The following is a 13,702-nucleotide window of genomic DNA, read 5'->3' as shown; positions in this document are numbered from 1 at the left end:
TTGATCTTATTTACATTTTTCGCGCGAGCAAGCTTGGCCCGCTCCTTGCTGAACTGGCACGTCGAGTTTCATCGCGAGAGGTTCCAAGGTGTTCAGCGTCACGTCAGACATCCAGGCCGGCCCGGCTCTCAAAACCACGGCGCCGAAACCGTCCCGCCAGGAGGCCGCGCAGCCGTCCGACAGCTTCTCGGCGCTGGTCGATGCCGCGACCCCGCCGGAGCCGTCGACCTCGTCGCTGCCGTCCCCCACCCCTGCGTCCCGCGCCAGCAACGCCGCGCCGAGCCGCGACACCAGCCGCGCCGGTGACACGGACCGCACCAGCCAGGCCAAGTCCTCCGACAAGTCCTCCGACAAGTCCTCCGACAAGTCGTCCGACAAGGTGCAGGATAAGGCCGATGATGGCCCGGCACGCGCCGACAAGGCCGGATCGAATGCTGCGTCGGACGCCACGACTGACAAATCGGCCAAGAGCACGTCTGACACGACGGACAGCACCGACGGAAAGACCTCCGACAAGAAGGACGGCGACAAGGCCAATGCCGATGCGGCGACGGCAGTGCAGGCTGTCAGCACCGATCAGGCCACCGTGCCGGCACCGGTGGCCGTAGCCATTCCAACCGACGTCTCGCCCGCGGCCGCCGCCACCGGCCCGGTCGCGACCGACGGCGGTGGCGCCTCCCCGGTGACGAGCCCGACCGCAGCGGCCGGGGCCGCCGGTCAGCTCCTGAATGGCTCGGTCGACGCCAATGCCGGCCTGGTGGCCGCGGCGGCCAAGACGGCCGGCGCCGCCAAGACGACAGGCGAAGCCGACGCCGCCAGCGCCGCCGCGGACGCGACGACGACGGCTGCGACCGATACGACATCCACATCCGATCAAACCTTCACGGCCGCGCTCGCATCGACCACGCCGGGCGGCAAGCCGACGGGCAAGGCCGCGGCTCAGGCGAAGACCGGTTTTACGACAAGCGAGATCGGCAAGAGCGCCGATCAGGGCAACGGCACGGCTCAGGGCCCCCATCCGCAGACGCAAGCCGCCGGTCTCACGCAACAGGCTGCCGTCAAGCCTGATGGCACCGAGCTCGAGGCGGCGAAGGGCAACACCGCCCCGGTCCCGTCGGGGCATGAGCGCGGCGCTGCGCAGGCCAACGGGCAGACCAATGTGCCGGTGCCCGATCCCTCGGCGCAGGCTGCGGCCGCGCTCCAGCCACAGCTCTCGACTCCGGCCGCCCAGACCAACCAAATCACCTCGGCCAATCTCACCGCCACCGCCGCGACGACAGCGAGCGTGCCGCTGCACGGCCTCGCCGTCGAGATCGCGGCCTCCGCGCTCAACGGCAAGAGCCGCTTCGAGATCAGGCTGGATCCGGCCGAGCTCGGCCGCATCGACGTCCGCATCGATGTCGACCGCAATGGTCAGGTGACCTCGCATCTCCGGGTCGAGAAGCCGGAGACCCTGGCGATGCTGCAGCAGACCGCGCCGCAATTGCAGCAGGCGCTGCAGGACGCCGGTCTCAAGAGCAACAGCGGCGGGATGCAATTCTCGCTGCGCGACCAGAACTCGTCAGGCCAGAACGGCGGCGACTACCAGCAGAACGGCAACTCACAACGCCTGATCGTGACCGAGGACGAAAACGTCCCGGTCCAGCTCGCCGGACGGTCCTATGGACGGATGTTCGGCGCGCAGGGCGGTGTCGATATCAGGGTTTAACAGGAGGCTTCCATGGCCATAGCGGCGACGCAATCACGGCAAGCCCGGCAGTCTCGGGAACGACCAAGACCACCAACACGTCCAACAACGGCAGCATGGGGACCTCCGCGGGGTCGACCATCGCCGGCAATTTCCAGACGTTCCTGACGCTGCTGACGACGCAGCTGCAGAACCAGAACCCGCTCGACCCGCTGGACACCAACCAGTTCACCCAGCAGCTGGTGCAGTTCGCCGGCGTCGAGCAACAGCTCAAGACCAATGACCAGCTGGCCTCGCTGCTGACGATGCAGCAGACCACGCAGGCGACGCAGGCGCTCGCCTTCGTCGGCAAGACCGCGGTCGTCAACGGCTCGACCACGGCGCTCGCCAGCGGCAAGGCGAACTGGAACGTCAGCATTCCCAAGGACTGCACGATGACGGCGACGATCACCAACAGCGTCGGCCAGACCGTCTTCAGCGGCACCTATAACGGCACGGCCGGCGACAACCAGCCCTATGTCTGGAACGGCCAGGGCAGCGACGGCACGCAATGGCCTGATGGCCAGTACAAGCTCCAGATCACCGCCAAGGACAGCTCAGGCAATCCCGTGGCGGTCTCGACCCAGGTCCAGGGCACCGTGTCATCGGTCGACCTGACCCAGCAGCCGCCGATGCTGTCGATCGGAGGCCAGACCTACACGGTCAACCAGATCCAGCGGATCGTTAACTAAGCCTTAACGCCCTGCCCCGATCTTAAGACGACGGATACGCGCGCTGCCGAGCTTGATCATCAAGCTCGGCCAGCACGGCGAGACACCGGCGTAACCGCCGGAAACTCTTAACCCATCATTTACCACGATCTCGCTCTCGGGGCTTTTCGCCGCCGGGAGCGGCGGCGTTGGCTCCAAGCGCCGGATTCCCGCCCTTTGCTTAGGCAAATTTTAAGCGAGGCGGCGTAGGGTCTTACCGTGAGTTCAGTGGTTAAGAGTTTGTGAGTACGCCATGACAGAACCCCATCGCCCGAGGGTGAAATACGTCATCGGGCCTGACGGCAGCCCGCTCACCATCGCGGATTTGCCTGCGCCAGGCACCAAGAGGTGGGTTATTCGCCGCAAGGCCGAAGTCGTCGCTGCGGTCCGCGGCGGATTATTGTCCCTCGAAGAGGCGTGCAGCCGCTACACCCTGACCGTCGACGAATTCCTGTCGTGGCAGTTCTCGATCGACCAGCATGGTCTCGCCGGGCTGCGCACCACCCGAATTCAGCAATATCGCCAATAAAGCGTTAACGACGCGACCGGGATTCTTCGAAAATCGGCTTGGCCCCGCCAAGCCGATTTTTTGTATGTCTACACTTTGTTAGGACCCTTTAACCATCGTTAACCATATCGAAACCTTCCCATAGGCAAATATTGCCCAGTGGTTCGATTCAACCTCCGCGACACTCCCGGACTGCGGGCGCAGAGGCTGACCTCGGATCATCACCTGGAATGCGGGTGTCGGTGAAGGTTTAAGGATTGAATTTCGCGATCTCTGCAACCGGCCGTAAAGGCCCGCGAAGCTCAAATCACACCCTTCAGCAGCCACCCGTCGAATGCCGAACTATGGGGCAGTTGCTTGCAAGGTCTCTTGGACTTCCTGAAGGGTTTGGGCGCCGCGCGGCTCACCGCCATGGTGGCGGTTACGGCTGCATTGGTCGGCTTCTTCGGCTTCGTCATCATGCGCGTGACGGCGCCGCAGATGACCACCCTGTTCACCGACCTGAGCATGGACGACTCCTCCAGCATCATCAAGGATCTGGAGCGGCAGGGCATCCAGTTCGAGATCCGCAATGAAGGCAGCGTCATCCTGGTCCCGAAGGACAAGGTGACCCGGCTGCGCATGAAGCTCGCCGAGGGCGGCCTGCCCAAGGGCGGCGGCGTCGGCTACGAGATCTTCGACAAGTCGGACGCGCTGGGCACCACGAGCTTCGTCCAGAACATCAATCATCTGCGCGCGCTGGAGGGCGAGCTCGCCCGCACCATCCGCGCCATCGACCGCGTCCAGGCCGCGCGCGTCCATCTCGTCCTCCCCGAGCGGCCGCTGTTCTCGCGCGAGACCCCGGAGCCGTCGGCTTCGATCGTCGTGCGCGTGCGCGGCGCCCTCGAGGCCAACCAGATCCGCGCCATCCGCCACCTCGTCGCCTCCGCCGTCAACGGCCTGAAGCCACAGCGGGTGTCGATCGTCGACGAGGCCGGACAGTTGCTCGCCGACGGCACGCAGACCGACATCGACCAGCAGGTCGGCGACGAGCGCCGCAATGCCTTCGAGAAGCGGATGCGCAAGCAGGTCGAGGACATCGTGTCCTCGGTGGTCGGATCAGGCCGCGCCCGGGTCCAACTCTCGGCGGACTTCGACTTCAACCGCATCACCCAGACCTCCGACCGCTACGATCCGGAAGGAAGGGTGCTCCGCTCCAGCCAGACCCGCGAAGAGCAGTCGGCGACGTCGGAGAGCAACGGTCAGGTTACGGTCAACAACGAGCTGCCCGGCAACCAGCAGAACCAGCCGCCGCAGCAGCCCAAGGACCAGAGCAAGAAGACCGAGGAGACCAACAATTACGAGATCTCCCGGACCACCAAGACCGAGGTCACCGAGGCCGGACGGGTCAATCGCATCTCGGTCGCGGTGCTCGTCGACGGCGCCTACTCCAAGAATGAGAAGGGCGAGCTGGTTTACAAGGAGCGCAGCAAGGACGAGCTCGACCGCATCGCGGCCCTGGTCCGCTCCGCCATCGGCTTCGACCAGAAGCGCGGCGACCAGGTCGAGGTGGTCAACCTCAAATTCGCCGACGGTCCCGTCGTTCCGCAGATCAGCGAGCCCACCGGCTTCCTCGGCATGCTGCACTTCACCAAGGATGACGTGATGTACGTCATCGAGCTCGCGGTGATGATGCTGCTCGGGATCGTGGTGGTGTTCATGGTGGTCCGGCCGCTGGTGAAGAAGATCATCGCCACCGAGGAAATCGCAGCCCTGACCGGCGGCGTGCCGGCGATCACCGACGAGACCCAGGCGCAGGTCGCCCACGCCCAGCAGACCGCCACCATGATCGACGTCGCCCAGGTGCAGGGCCAGGTCCACGCCCAGTCGGTCCACCGGGTCGGCGAGCTCGCGGACCGCAACCCGGGCGAAGCCGCCTCCATCATCCGCCAGTGGCTCGCCGAGCCGCAGCAGCAATGATCCGCTTTATCTGACCCGTCGCAACTGAATCGAACGTCAATCGCCATGTCGCTTCCGCAGACCCAGAACGCCAACACCGCCGACATCTCCACCGTCATCGCGACGCTGGCGAGCCGCCAGGCGCAGCGCGAGAAGACCGAGCCGCTGAGCGGCCCGAAGCGAGCCGCCGTGATGATGCTGGCCCTCGGCGAGCAATATGGCGGCAAGATCTGGCAGCAGCTCGACGACGACGAGGTGCGCGAATTGTCCCTCGCAATGTCGACGCTCGGCACGGTCGAAGCCGATGTCGTCGAGGACCTGATGCTCGAATTCGTCTCGCGGATGTCGGCCTCGGGCGCGCTGATGGGCAATTTCGACGCCACCGAGCGTCTGCTGCAGCAATACCTGCCGTCGGAGCGCGTCTCCGGCATCATGGACGAGATCCGCGGCCCCGCCGGCCGCAACATGTGGGAGAAGCTCTCCAACGTCCAGGAGGAGGTGCTGGCGAACTACCTCAAGAACGAATATCCGCAGACCATCGCGGTGGTGCTGTCGAAGCTGAAGCCCGAGCATGCCGCGCGTGTTCTGGCGATCCTGCCCGAGGACATGGCGCTCGACGTGATCGGCCGCATGCTGCGCATGGAAGCGGTGCAGAAGGAGGTCATCGAGCGGGTCGAGCAGACCCTGCGCACCGAGTTCATGTCGAACCTGTCGCAGACCCGCCGCCGCGACGCCCATGAGGTCATGGCCGAGATCTTCAACAATTTCGACCGCCAGACCGAGACCCGCTTCATCACCTCGCTCGAAGAAGAGAACCGCGAATCCGCCGAGCGCATCAAGGCGCTGATGTTCACCTTCGACGACCTGATCAAGCTCGACTCCGCCTCCGCCCAGACGCTGCTGCGCAATGTCGACAAGGACAAGCTCGGCGTGGCCCTCAAGAGCGCGAACGAGGAAGTGCGCAACTTCTTCTTCGGCAACATGTCCTCCCGCGCCGCCAAGATGCTGCAGGACGACATGGCCGCGATGGGACCGGTGCGCCTGCGCGACGTCGACGAGGCGCAGGCCCTGCTGGTCAACCTCGCCAAGGACCTCGCCGCCAAGGGCGAGATCATGCTCAGCAAGAACCGCGCTGACGACGAACTGGTGTATTGATGGCTCAGCCCGCGAAGTTCCTGTTCGATACCGACTTCGCCGCTCCCGAGAAGACGCGGGAGCGCGGCGTCTCGGCCGCCGAGATCGCACAGAAGGTCGCAGCCGCCGAAGCCGCCGCCTACCGCAATGGCTACGAAGCGGCGCAGCGCGAGGCCAAGGTCGAGGCCGACCGTCGCGTCGCTGCCGCGCTGGAGCAGATCAACATCCATCTCCAGGGCATCGCCGCGCGCTATGCGGGCATTGAGCAGCGGATGGAGACGGAGGCCGTCGAGGTTGCCGTCGCCGTCGCCCGCAAGCTTTGCGCCGCGCTGATCGAGGCCGAGCCGCTCGGCGAGATCACCGGCCTGGTGCACGACTGCTTCGCGCATCTCGTGGCCACGCCGCACCTCGTGCTGCGCATCAACGATGCGCTGTATGAGCAGGCGCGCGAGAAGATCGAGAAGCTCGCCCGGCAGAGCGGCTTCGAGGGGCGCCTCGTCATCCTCGCCGAGCCGGAGATCGCGACCGGCGACTGCCGCATCGAATGGGCCGATGGCGGCGTCGTGCTGGAGCGCGCGGCGATCGACGCCAAGATCAACGAACTGGTGGGACGCTACATGGCGTCCAAGAAGAGCTAGGCCGTGGCAATGGCCGAGGGAGTTTAAGTCATGAGCGATAACGAGATCCCGCTTCCCGACCTCAATTCGGCCGACGCTCCGCCGATCACCGGCGACGTCGGTTACAATGAGGAAGAGCACGCCGCGCGCATCGCCGCCGATCTGGAGGCCGTGTTCGACGTGCCGGTCCAGGTCTCGGCCGTGCTCGGGCGCTCCAAGATGGATGTCGGCGAGCTCTTGAAGCTCGGACCCGGCACGGTGCTGGAGCTCGACCGCAAGGTCGGCGAGGCCATCGACATCTACGTCAACAACCGGCTCGTCGCCCGCGGCGAGGTGGTGCTGGTCGAGGACAAGCTCGGCGTGACGATGACCGAAATCATCAAGTCCGACCGCAACTGACAGATAGGATCGGCGCGCTGATCGAGAGCGGCGCGGCCGGATAGGAGACCACCATGCGGCTTCTCATCGTCGGAACGTTGAAAGGGCAGCTCACCGCGGCCACCAAGATCGCCATGGAGAATGGCGCGACCGTCACCCACGCCGAGGACAACGAGCAGGCGATGCGCGTGCTGCGCGGCGGCAAGGGTGCCGACCTCTTGCTGGTCGACGTCGCGCTCGACATCCGCGATCTTGTGATGCGGCTCGATGCCGAGCACATCCATGTGCCGATCGTCGCCTGCGGCATCACCAGCGACGCCCGCGCCGCGGTCGCCGCCATCCATGCCGGCGCCAAGGAATACATTCCGCTGCCGCCGGATCCCGAGCTGATCGCCGCCGTGCTCGCCGCCGTCGCCAATGACAGCCGCGACCTCGTCTATCGCGACGGCGCGATGGCCCGGGTGATCAAGCTGGCACAGCAGATCGCGGGCTCGGATGCCTCGGTGATGATCACCGGCGAATCCGGCACCGGCAAGGAGGTGCTGGCTCGCTACGTCCACACCCGCTCCGCCCGCGCCAAGCGTCCGTTCATCTCGATCAACTGCGCCGCCATCCCCGAGCATCTGCTGGAATCCGAGCTGTTCGGCCACGAGAAGGGCGCCTTCACCGGCGCGGTCGCGCGTCGCATCGGCAAGTTCGAGGAGGCCAATGGCGGCACGCTGCTGCTCGACGAAATCTCCGAGATGGACGTGCGGCTGCAGTCGAAGCTTTTGCGCGCCATTCAGGAGCGCGTGATCGACCGCGTCGGCGGCACCCGCCCCGTCCCGGTCGACATCCGCATCATCGCGACCTCGAACCGCAACCTGGCCGACGCCGTGCGTGAGGGCACGTTCCGCGAGGACCTGCTGTTCCGGCTCAACGTCGTGAACCTGAAGATCCCGCCTCTGCGCGAGCGCCCGGCCGACATCCTCGAGCTCGCCCAGCATTTCGCCCGCAAATATTCCGAGGCCAATGCGGTGCCGCTGCGGCCGATCTCCGCGGAGGCCAAGCGCATCCTGACCACCAACCGCTGGCCGGGCAACGTGCGCGAGCTCGAAAACACGATGCATCGCGCCGTGCTGATGGCGCAGGGCGATGAGATCGGCCCTGACGCGATCCTCACTCCCGATGGCGCCCGTCTCGACATCGGCAAGACCCAGCCGGCCGTCGCGCATGCTACGATGGCCGCCGAGCAGGTCACGCGTGCCCTCGTCGGCCGCACCGTCGCCGACGTCGAGCGCGACCTGATCCTCGAAACCCTGAAGCACTGCCTGGGCAACCGGACTCATGCGGCCAACATTCTGGGCATCTCGATCCGCACCTTGCGCAACAAGCTCAACGAATATGCCGATGGCGGCGTGCCGATCCCGCCGCCCGGCGCCGGCGAGACGCCGCGCATGCCGAGTGCTGTTTAATCAGGCCGGCATTCTCCGGCTGCTTCTTGGCGGCGCGCTCATGACGAGCGCGCCGTTCTTCGTTTCAACGGCAGTGGCGCAGACAGGCGGCGTGCTTGCCGGATGCTGGGAGCAGACGTCGCACGCGCCGCTGGTGAAGCCCTCCTCCCAGGAGGAATGGGGCGCACGCAGCTGGTGCTTCGCCAGCAGAGGCAAGCTGATCTCGCGAACGCTCGCCTGTGGGGTGGGCGGCTGCGACGGCTGGGACAATGAGCGCCGCTACCGCTGGCGGCCGCCTTACCTCTCGCTGTCCGACAGCGAGATCTCGCCGGACGGGAAGACCCAGACACGCGTCTGGCGCCGCTGCCGCGTGCAATTTCTCACGTCCGACTGGATGCAGTTGCTGGATTGCACGCAGTCGACCGACCCCTGGGTGCGTGAGCCAGCGCAACGGCGGCGCCGCCCAGCCCGCGCCTCACGAATAGCTCGGCGCTTCCGGATTGCGGAAGATGTGGATCGGATCACCGGGCGTGAAGGTCCGCTGCGTGAACGCCGCATAGGCATAGAGCGCGAGGTACGCAATCGCAATCGTGCCGATCGCGTAGAGAGCCCAGGTTCCGATCCGTTTCATGATGTCCGCTGCCGAGACCGACAGCGGCTTTTACGGCGTCCGTCGCCGCGGCGCCAGCGCGGCTCGCGGCTTAAGGCGTCAGCCGCGGATCCGGCACGCTCAGCGCCGCGAGCCGGCTGAGATCGTCGTCGCGATCGACGGTGACATAGCTGCCATGCCAATACGCCAGGGCCGCGGACTGCGGCGCGACCGCGACGTGCACCACCTTGCCGATGACGATGGCATGGGAATGCCGCTCGATGATCTCCTCGACCTCGCAGTCGAGCGTCGCCAGCGCGCCGACCAGGAGCGGCACGCCGGTGACCTGCTTGCGCCATTCGGCCCCGGCGAACCGCTCGGCGCCGCGCAAGCCGCCCTTACCGGCAAACCGTTCGGCGACGCCGATCTGGTCCGCCGCCAGCAGATTGGCCCCGAACACGCGCTCCCGCTGCAGAATCGGCCAGGACGAGGCGTTGCGGTTGAGGCTGACGATGATCGAGGGCGGGTCGACCGCGAGCGATGACAGCGAGCTCACGGTCATGCCGGTGATCTCGTCACCACGTCCGACCGTGATGACGCTGACGCCGCCGACCAGTTGGCGCATCGCAGAGCGGAAATCCGGCGGAAGCGCCGTGGCATCAGGCATGTGGCGGACGATAGAGTTCATTGCGTTGATCTTTCCTACCCCGCCGCGCCCGGTCCAAGCAACTGGCCCAGGATCGAGCCTTCCAGCGCCGCAAGCTCGGCCGACCCGCGCTGGCGCGGCCGCGGCAGATCGACGGTGATATCTTCGGCAATCCGCCCATTTTCGATCACCAGCACCCGGTCGGCCAAAGCCACGGCTTCCGCCACGTCATGGGTGACCAGGATTGCGGTGAAGGTTTGGTCGGCCCAGACCCGCTCCAGCAGCCGCTGCATCGCGATCCGCGTCAGGGCATCGAGCGCGCCGAGCGGCTCGTCGAAGGCCAGCAGCCGCGGCCCGCTCACCAGCGCGCGCGCCAGTGCGACACGCTGCTTCTGGCCACCTGACAACACGGCAGGCCATTGGTCGCGTTTCTCTGCGAGACCGACCTCCTCCAGCGCCTGCCGCGCGCGCTCATGCGCGCCGGCCGATTTGCGGTCGCGGCCGAGACCGACCTCGACATTGGCGAGCACGCGCGCCCAGGGCAGCAGCCGCGGCTCCTGGAACATCACGCGGACGTCCTCCGCGCGCGCCGCCGTCTCGCCGAAGCTGATCGTGCCTGACGTCGGCTTGTCCAAGCCTGCGATCAGGCGCAGCAGCGTGCTTTTGCCGCAGCCGCTCTGGCCGACGATGGCCACGAACTGGCCGGCCGGGATTTCCAGATCGATGCCGCGCAGCACCTCGTTGTCGCCGAACGCCTTGCGGAGATCGCGGATCACGAGCGGCAGGCCACGGGTCTGGGGTTTGGCAGGACTCACGCTGGGCTTCGTCACAGGGCGGAAAGCATCAGCATGCCCGATCACCTCGGGAGCGTCGATCGCCTGGGCGCTGGACACGGGAAGTCGGAGCACTTGCTGCATCAGAGAACCTCAATGCTTGCTGAACGCCGGATGCCAGGACAGCGTCAGCCGCTCCAGCAGCCGCGAGGCGCTGTCGGCGACCTTGCCCAGCAGGGCGTAGATCAGGATGGAGAGCACGACGACGTCGATCTGCATGAACTCGCGCGCCTGCATCGCCATGTAGCCGAGCCCCGAGGACGCCGCGATCGTCTCGGCGACAATCAGGGTGAGCCACATGATGCCGAGCGCGAAGCGCAGGCCGACGAAGATCGACGGCAGCGCGCCGGGGAAGATCACACGGCGAAACAGCTCGCCGTCCGTCATGCCGTAGACGCGGCCCATTTCAATGAGTTGCGGATCGACCGTGCGAATCCCGTGCAGCGTGTTGAGATAGACCGGGAAGAACACGCCGAGCGCGACCAGAAACAGCTTTGCGCTCTCATCAATCCCGAACCACAGGATGACCAGCGGGATCAGCGCCAGATGGGGCACGTTGCGCACCATCTGCAAAGTGGTGTCGGTAAGCTTCGACGATAGCTGCGACAGGCCGTTGGCGAGGCCGAAGGCGAAGCCGATGCTGCCGCCGATCAGAAAGCCGATCGAGGCGCGCCAGAAGCTGACCCAGATGTTGCGGCCGAGCTCGCCCGACCACAACAGCTTCCAGCCGGCGCGCGCGACGTCGCTCGGCGCCGGCAGCACGCGCGGCGAAACGAGGCCCGCGACCGAGGCCGCCTGCCAGATCAGCAGGATCGCGAGCGGGACGAGCCACGGCAGCAGACCATCCGCCCTGGGGACGGTCAGCTTGCGGACTTTGGGAAGGCTTTCGATCAGGCTCATGACTGCGACGCCCGCTGCAGGGGACGATGCTCATTGGCGATGGTCTCGCCGAACGGACCCGTATTGGCGCGGAGCTTGGTCACGTTGCCGCCCTGCTCCACCGTGTTCAGGCCGAGCTTGGGGAAGACCAGCTCGGCGAAGCGATAGGCCTCCTCGAGATGCGGATAGCCGGAGAGGATGAAGGTATCGATGCCGATGTCCTGATACTCGCGGATACGCGCCGCCACCGTGTCGGGATCGCCGACCAGCGCCGTGCCGGCACCGCCGCGGACGAGGCCTACGCCGGCCCACAGATTCGGGCTGATCTCGAGCTTGTCACGGCGGCCGCCATGCAGCTGCGACATGCGCTGCTGGCCGACCGAATCCATCCGCGCGAAAATCTTCTGCGCCGAGGCAATCGTCTCATCGGTGACGTGCTTGATGAGATCGTCGGCCGCAGCCCACGCCTCCGCATTGGTCTCGCGCACGATCACATGCAGGCGAATGCCGAAGGACAGCTTGCGGCCGCGACTGTCGGCGGCGGCCTTGACTTTGGCGACCTTGGCGGCGACATCGGCCGGCGGCTCGCCCCAGGTGAGATACTTCTCGACGGTGTCGACCGCGACATCGATTCCGGCATCCGAGGAGCCGCCGAAGAACAGCGGCGGGCGCGGCGATTGCACCGGCGGGAACAGCAGGCGACCGTCCTCGACCGTGATGTGCTTGCCGGCGAAGTTGACGGCCTCGCCTTCGAGCAGCTTGTGGTAGACGGTCAGGAACTCGCGGGTGACCTCGTAGCGCTCCTCATGCGACAGGAAGATGCCGTCGCCCTTGTTCTCGACGGGATCGCCGCCGGTCACGACGTTGATGAGCAGCCGGCCATTGCTGACGCGATCGAGCGTCGCGGTCATGCGCGCGGCGACGCTCGGCGATTGCAGGCCGGGACGCACCGCCACGAGATAGCGCAGCTTCTCGGTGAACGGCGCCACCGCCGAGGCGACGATCCACGAATCCTCACAGCTGCGACCCGTCGGCAGCAGCACGCCGTAATAGCCGAGCTGATCGGCGGCCTGCGCGATCTGGCGGAGATAGTTGAAGTTGACCTCGCGGCCGCCTTCGGAGGTGCCGAGATAGCGGCCGTCGCCGTGGGTCGGCAGGAACCAGAGGACGTTGGGCTTCGAAGCGTTACTCATATCATTGTCTTTCGAACTGATGTCGCGGTCTCGGATCAGGTGGACGGCGTCCACTTCCAGACGATGTCAGCGACGTTGACTTGTTTCGGAATGAGCCCGACGCGGGCGAAGCGATCGGCGACCGCCTGCTGGCTCTTGATGATCTCGTCGTCGATCGGCACGACGCTGTAGACCGAGCGGTCGACGAAGCGCCTGACCGCTTCGAGATCGACCCCGGTCGCTTCCGCCTGCGCCTTGGCGACCTCCTCGTGATGGGTGTTCGCCCAGATACCCTCGGCAGCGAAGGCGGCATTCAGCTTGGCAACGATGGCAGGATATTTCTCAACGAAGTCGCTGCCGACGATGTAGAACGAGTTCGGCTTGTGCACGTCCTTGTCGAACACGATGGCGCGCGCATTCTCCTTGATCTCGGCGAGCGCGAGATATGGATCCCAGATCGACCAGGCGTCGACCGAGCCCTTGACGAAGGCGGCGGTCGCATCGGCCGGCGCAAGCGGCGCGGGCGTGATGTCGCTCCAGGCGATGCCGGCCTTTTCCAGCGCCGCGACGAGCAGATTGTGCGCACTCGAGCCCTTGCCGAAGGCGATGCGCTTGCCCTTGAGATCGGCCAGCGTCTTGATCGGCGAATCCTTCGGCACGATGATCGCCTGCGTGTTGCCGTTCTGCTTGACGGCCGCGGCGTAGCGGATCTTGGCATTGGCCGCCTGGGCGAAGATCGGCGGCGCATCGCCGACATAGCCGAAATCGACGCTGCCGACATTGATGGCTTCGAGCAACGGCGGACCGAACTGAAAGTCGACCCAGACCACGCTGATGCCGTCGGCCTTGAACGCGTTCTCGATCGTCCCGCGGGCCCTGACAGCCGGGAAGAAGCCGCCCTTCTGGGTGCCGATGCGGATCTCCTTCGGCTTGCCCTCGGCATGCAGCGGCGCCGCGCAGCTCATCACCGCGGCCGATGCCAGGGACAGTTTCAGAAAATCACGACGCTTCATTGCCCTCTCCGATCACGGCTGCGCATCCACGTTGATGCAATGCGAGAGCTGATGATGGTGGCCCGCCAAACGGCTGTCGAGCACCCCTGGAAAATAGCGATGCCGGTCCTACTCACGCGCGACGTG

14 protein-coding genes are annotated in these 13,702 nt (G+C 66.0%); 8 read left to right on the top strand and 6 right to left on the bottom strand.

What is annotated here, in order from left to right; all coding sequences use genetic code 11:
• The first annotated feature begins 88 nt into the window (after positions 1 to 88).
• The 8 genes from ACVILH_RS13690 (at position 89) to flbD (ending at position 8,465) form a co-directional block, all read left to right on the top strand.
• Positions 89 to 1,708 (top strand): flagellar hook-length control protein FliK, encoded by a 1,620-nt coding sequence (locus ACVILH_RS13690; protein ID WP_456713354.1) that lies wholly within the window; start codon positions 89 to 91, stop codon positions 1,706 to 1,708.
• A gap of 32 nt (positions 1,709 to 1,740) precedes the next feature.
• Positions 1,741 to 2,418 carry a flagellar hook assembly protein FlgD gene (locus ACVILH_RS13685; protein WP_456716971.1) on the top strand — a complete coding sequence of 226 codons (678 nt, stop codon included), beginning with the start codon at positions 1,741 to 1,743 and terminating at the stop codon, positions 2,416 to 2,418.
• A 271-nt stretch (positions 2,419 to 2,689) separates the two neighbouring features.
• Positions 2,690 to 2,965: a CtrA inhibitor SciP gene (gene sciP / locus ACVILH_RS13680; protein ID WP_002714638.1), complete on the top strand. Its 276-nt coding sequence runs from the start codon at positions 2,690 to 2,692 to the stop codon at positions 2,963 to 2,965.
• Positions 2,966 to 3,301: 336 nt separating this feature from the next.
• Complete coding sequence (gene fliF, locus ACVILH_RS13675) at positions 3,302 to 4,903, top strand: flagellar basal-body MS-ring/collar protein FliF (RefSeq protein ID WP_456713353.1); 1,602 nt, start codon at positions 3,302 to 3,304, stop codon at positions 4,901 to 4,903.
• A gap of 45 nt (positions 4,904 to 4,948) precedes the next feature.
• A complete protein-coding gene (gene fliG, locus ACVILH_RS13670; protein ID WP_009028513.1) occupies positions 4,949 to 6,037 on the top strand; it encodes a flagellar motor switch protein FliG in 1,089 nt (362 codons plus the stop codon).
• Positions 6,037 to 6,654, top strand: a complete 618-nt coding sequence (locus tag ACVILH_RS13665; protein ID WP_456713352.1) for a FliH/SctL family protein — start codon at positions 6,037 to 6,039, stop codon at positions 6,652 to 6,654. The genes fliG and ACVILH_RS13665 overlap by 1 nt, the downstream gene beginning before the upstream one ends.
• Positions 6,655 to 6,684: 30 nt before the next feature.
• Positions 6,685 to 7,032: a flagellar motor switch protein FliN gene (gene fliN, locus ACVILH_RS13660; RefSeq protein ID WP_434869518.1), complete on the top strand. Its 348-nt coding sequence runs from the start codon at positions 6,685 to 6,687 to the stop codon at positions 7,030 to 7,032.
• A 53-nt stretch (positions 7,033 to 7,085) separates the two neighbouring features.
• Positions 7,086 to 8,465, top strand: coding sequence for a sigma-54-dependent transcriptional regulator FlbD (flbD, locus tag ACVILH_RS13655; RefSeq protein ID WP_456713351.1), 1,380 nt, complete (start codon positions 7,086 to 7,088; stop codon positions 8,463 to 8,465).
• A 454-nt stretch (positions 8,466 to 8,919) separates the two neighbouring features.
• Here flbD and ACVILH_RS13650 read toward each other — a convergent pair whose 3' ends face one another.
• The 6 genes from ACVILH_RS13650 to ACVILH_RS13625 all read right to left on the bottom strand — a co-directional run bounded on the left by ACVILH_RS13650 (position 8,920) and on the right by ACVILH_RS13625 (position 13,576).
• A complete protein-coding gene (locus ACVILH_RS13650) occupies positions 8,920 to 9,075 on the bottom strand; it encodes a hypothetical protein (RefSeq protein ID WP_456713350.1) in 156 nt (51 codons plus the stop codon).
• A 70-nt stretch (positions 9,076 to 9,145) separates the two neighbouring features.
• Positions 9,146 to 9,721: a flavin reductase family protein gene (locus tag ACVILH_RS13645; RefSeq protein WP_456713349.1), complete on the bottom strand. Its 576-nt coding sequence runs from the start codon at positions 9,719 to 9,721 to the stop codon at positions 9,146 to 9,148.
• Between the two features lie 14 nt (positions 9,722 to 9,735).
• Positions 9,736 to 10,596 carry an ATP-binding cassette domain-containing protein gene (locus tag ACVILH_RS13640; protein ID WP_456713348.1) on the bottom strand — a complete coding sequence of 287 codons (861 nt, stop codon included), beginning with the start codon at positions 10,594 to 10,596 and terminating at the stop codon, positions 9,736 to 9,738.
• Positions 10,597 to 10,605: 9 nt separating this feature from the next.
• Positions 10,606 to 11,412, bottom strand: coding sequence for an aliphatic sulfonate ABC transporter permease SsuC (gene ssuC, locus ACVILH_RS13635; RefSeq protein WP_456713347.1), 807 nt, complete (start codon positions 11,410 to 11,412; stop codon positions 10,606 to 10,608).
• Complete coding sequence (gene ssuD, locus ACVILH_RS13630; protein WP_456713346.1) at positions 11,409 to 12,584, bottom strand: FMNH2-dependent alkanesulfonate monooxygenase; 1,176 nt, start codon at positions 12,582 to 12,584, stop codon at positions 11,409 to 11,411. Before ssuD ends, ssuC begins: the two co-directional genes overlap by 4 nt.
• Positions 12,585 to 12,619: 35 nt before the next feature.
• Positions 12,620 to 13,576, bottom strand: a complete 957-nt coding sequence (locus tag ACVILH_RS13625; RefSeq protein WP_456713345.1) for an aliphatic sulfonate ABC transporter substrate-binding protein — start codon at positions 13,574 to 13,576, stop codon at positions 12,620 to 12,622.
• Positions 13,577 to 13,702 lie beyond the last annotated feature (126 nt).

Source organism: Bradyrhizobium sp. USDA 4353, from assembly GCF_054063215.1.
Note: the sequence above shows the minus strand (reverse complement) of the source record. Positions and strands in the feature narration are given on the sequence as shown.

What these genes read in the sequence shown, in the direction of transcription:
- sciP (WP_002714638.1), top strand. Translation starts at nt 2,690, where the DNA reads ATGACAGAACCCCATCGCCCGAGGGTGAAATACGTCATCGGGCCTGAC.
- fliG (WP_009028513.1), top strand. Translation starts at nt 4,949, where the DNA reads ATGTCGCTTCCGCAGACCCAGAACGCCAACACCGCCGACATCTCCACC.
- ACVILH_RS13665 (WP_456713352.1), top strand. Translation starts at nt 6,037, where the DNA reads ATGGCTCAGCCCGCGAAGTTCCTGTTCGATACCGACTTCGCCGCTCCC.
- fliN (WP_434869518.1), top strand. Translation starts at nt 6,685, where the DNA reads ATGAGCGATAACGAGATCCCGCTTCCCGACCTCAATTCGGCCGACGCT.
- flbD (WP_456713351.1), top strand. Translation starts at nt 7,086, where the DNA reads ATGCGGCTTCTCATCGTCGGAACGTTGAAAGGGCAGCTCACCGCGGCC.
- ACVILH_RS13650 (WP_456713350.1), bottom strand. Translation starts at nt 9,075, where the DNA reads ATGAAACGGATCGGAACCTGGGCTCTCTACGCGATCGGCACGATTGCG.
- ACVILH_RS13645 (WP_456713349.1), bottom strand. Translation starts at nt 9,721, where the DNA reads ATGAACTCTATCGTCCGCCACATGCCTGATGCCACGGCGCTTCCGCCG.
- ACVILH_RS13640 (WP_456713348.1), bottom strand. Translation starts at nt 10,596, where the DNA reads ATGCAGCAAGTGCTCCGACTTCCCGTGTCCAGCGCCCAGGCGATCGAC.
- ssuC (WP_456713347.1), bottom strand. Translation starts at nt 11,412, where the DNA reads ATGAGCCTGATCGAAAGCCTTCCCAAAGTCCGCAAGCTGACCGTCCCC.
- ssuD (WP_456713346.1), bottom strand. Translation starts at nt 12,584, where the DNA reads ATGAGTAACGCTTCGAAGCCCAACGTCCTCTGGTTCCTGCCGACCCAC.
- ACVILH_RS13625 (WP_456713345.1), bottom strand. Translation starts at nt 13,576, where the DNA reads ATGAAGCGTCGTGATTTTCTGAAACTGTCCCTGGCATCGGCCGCGGTG.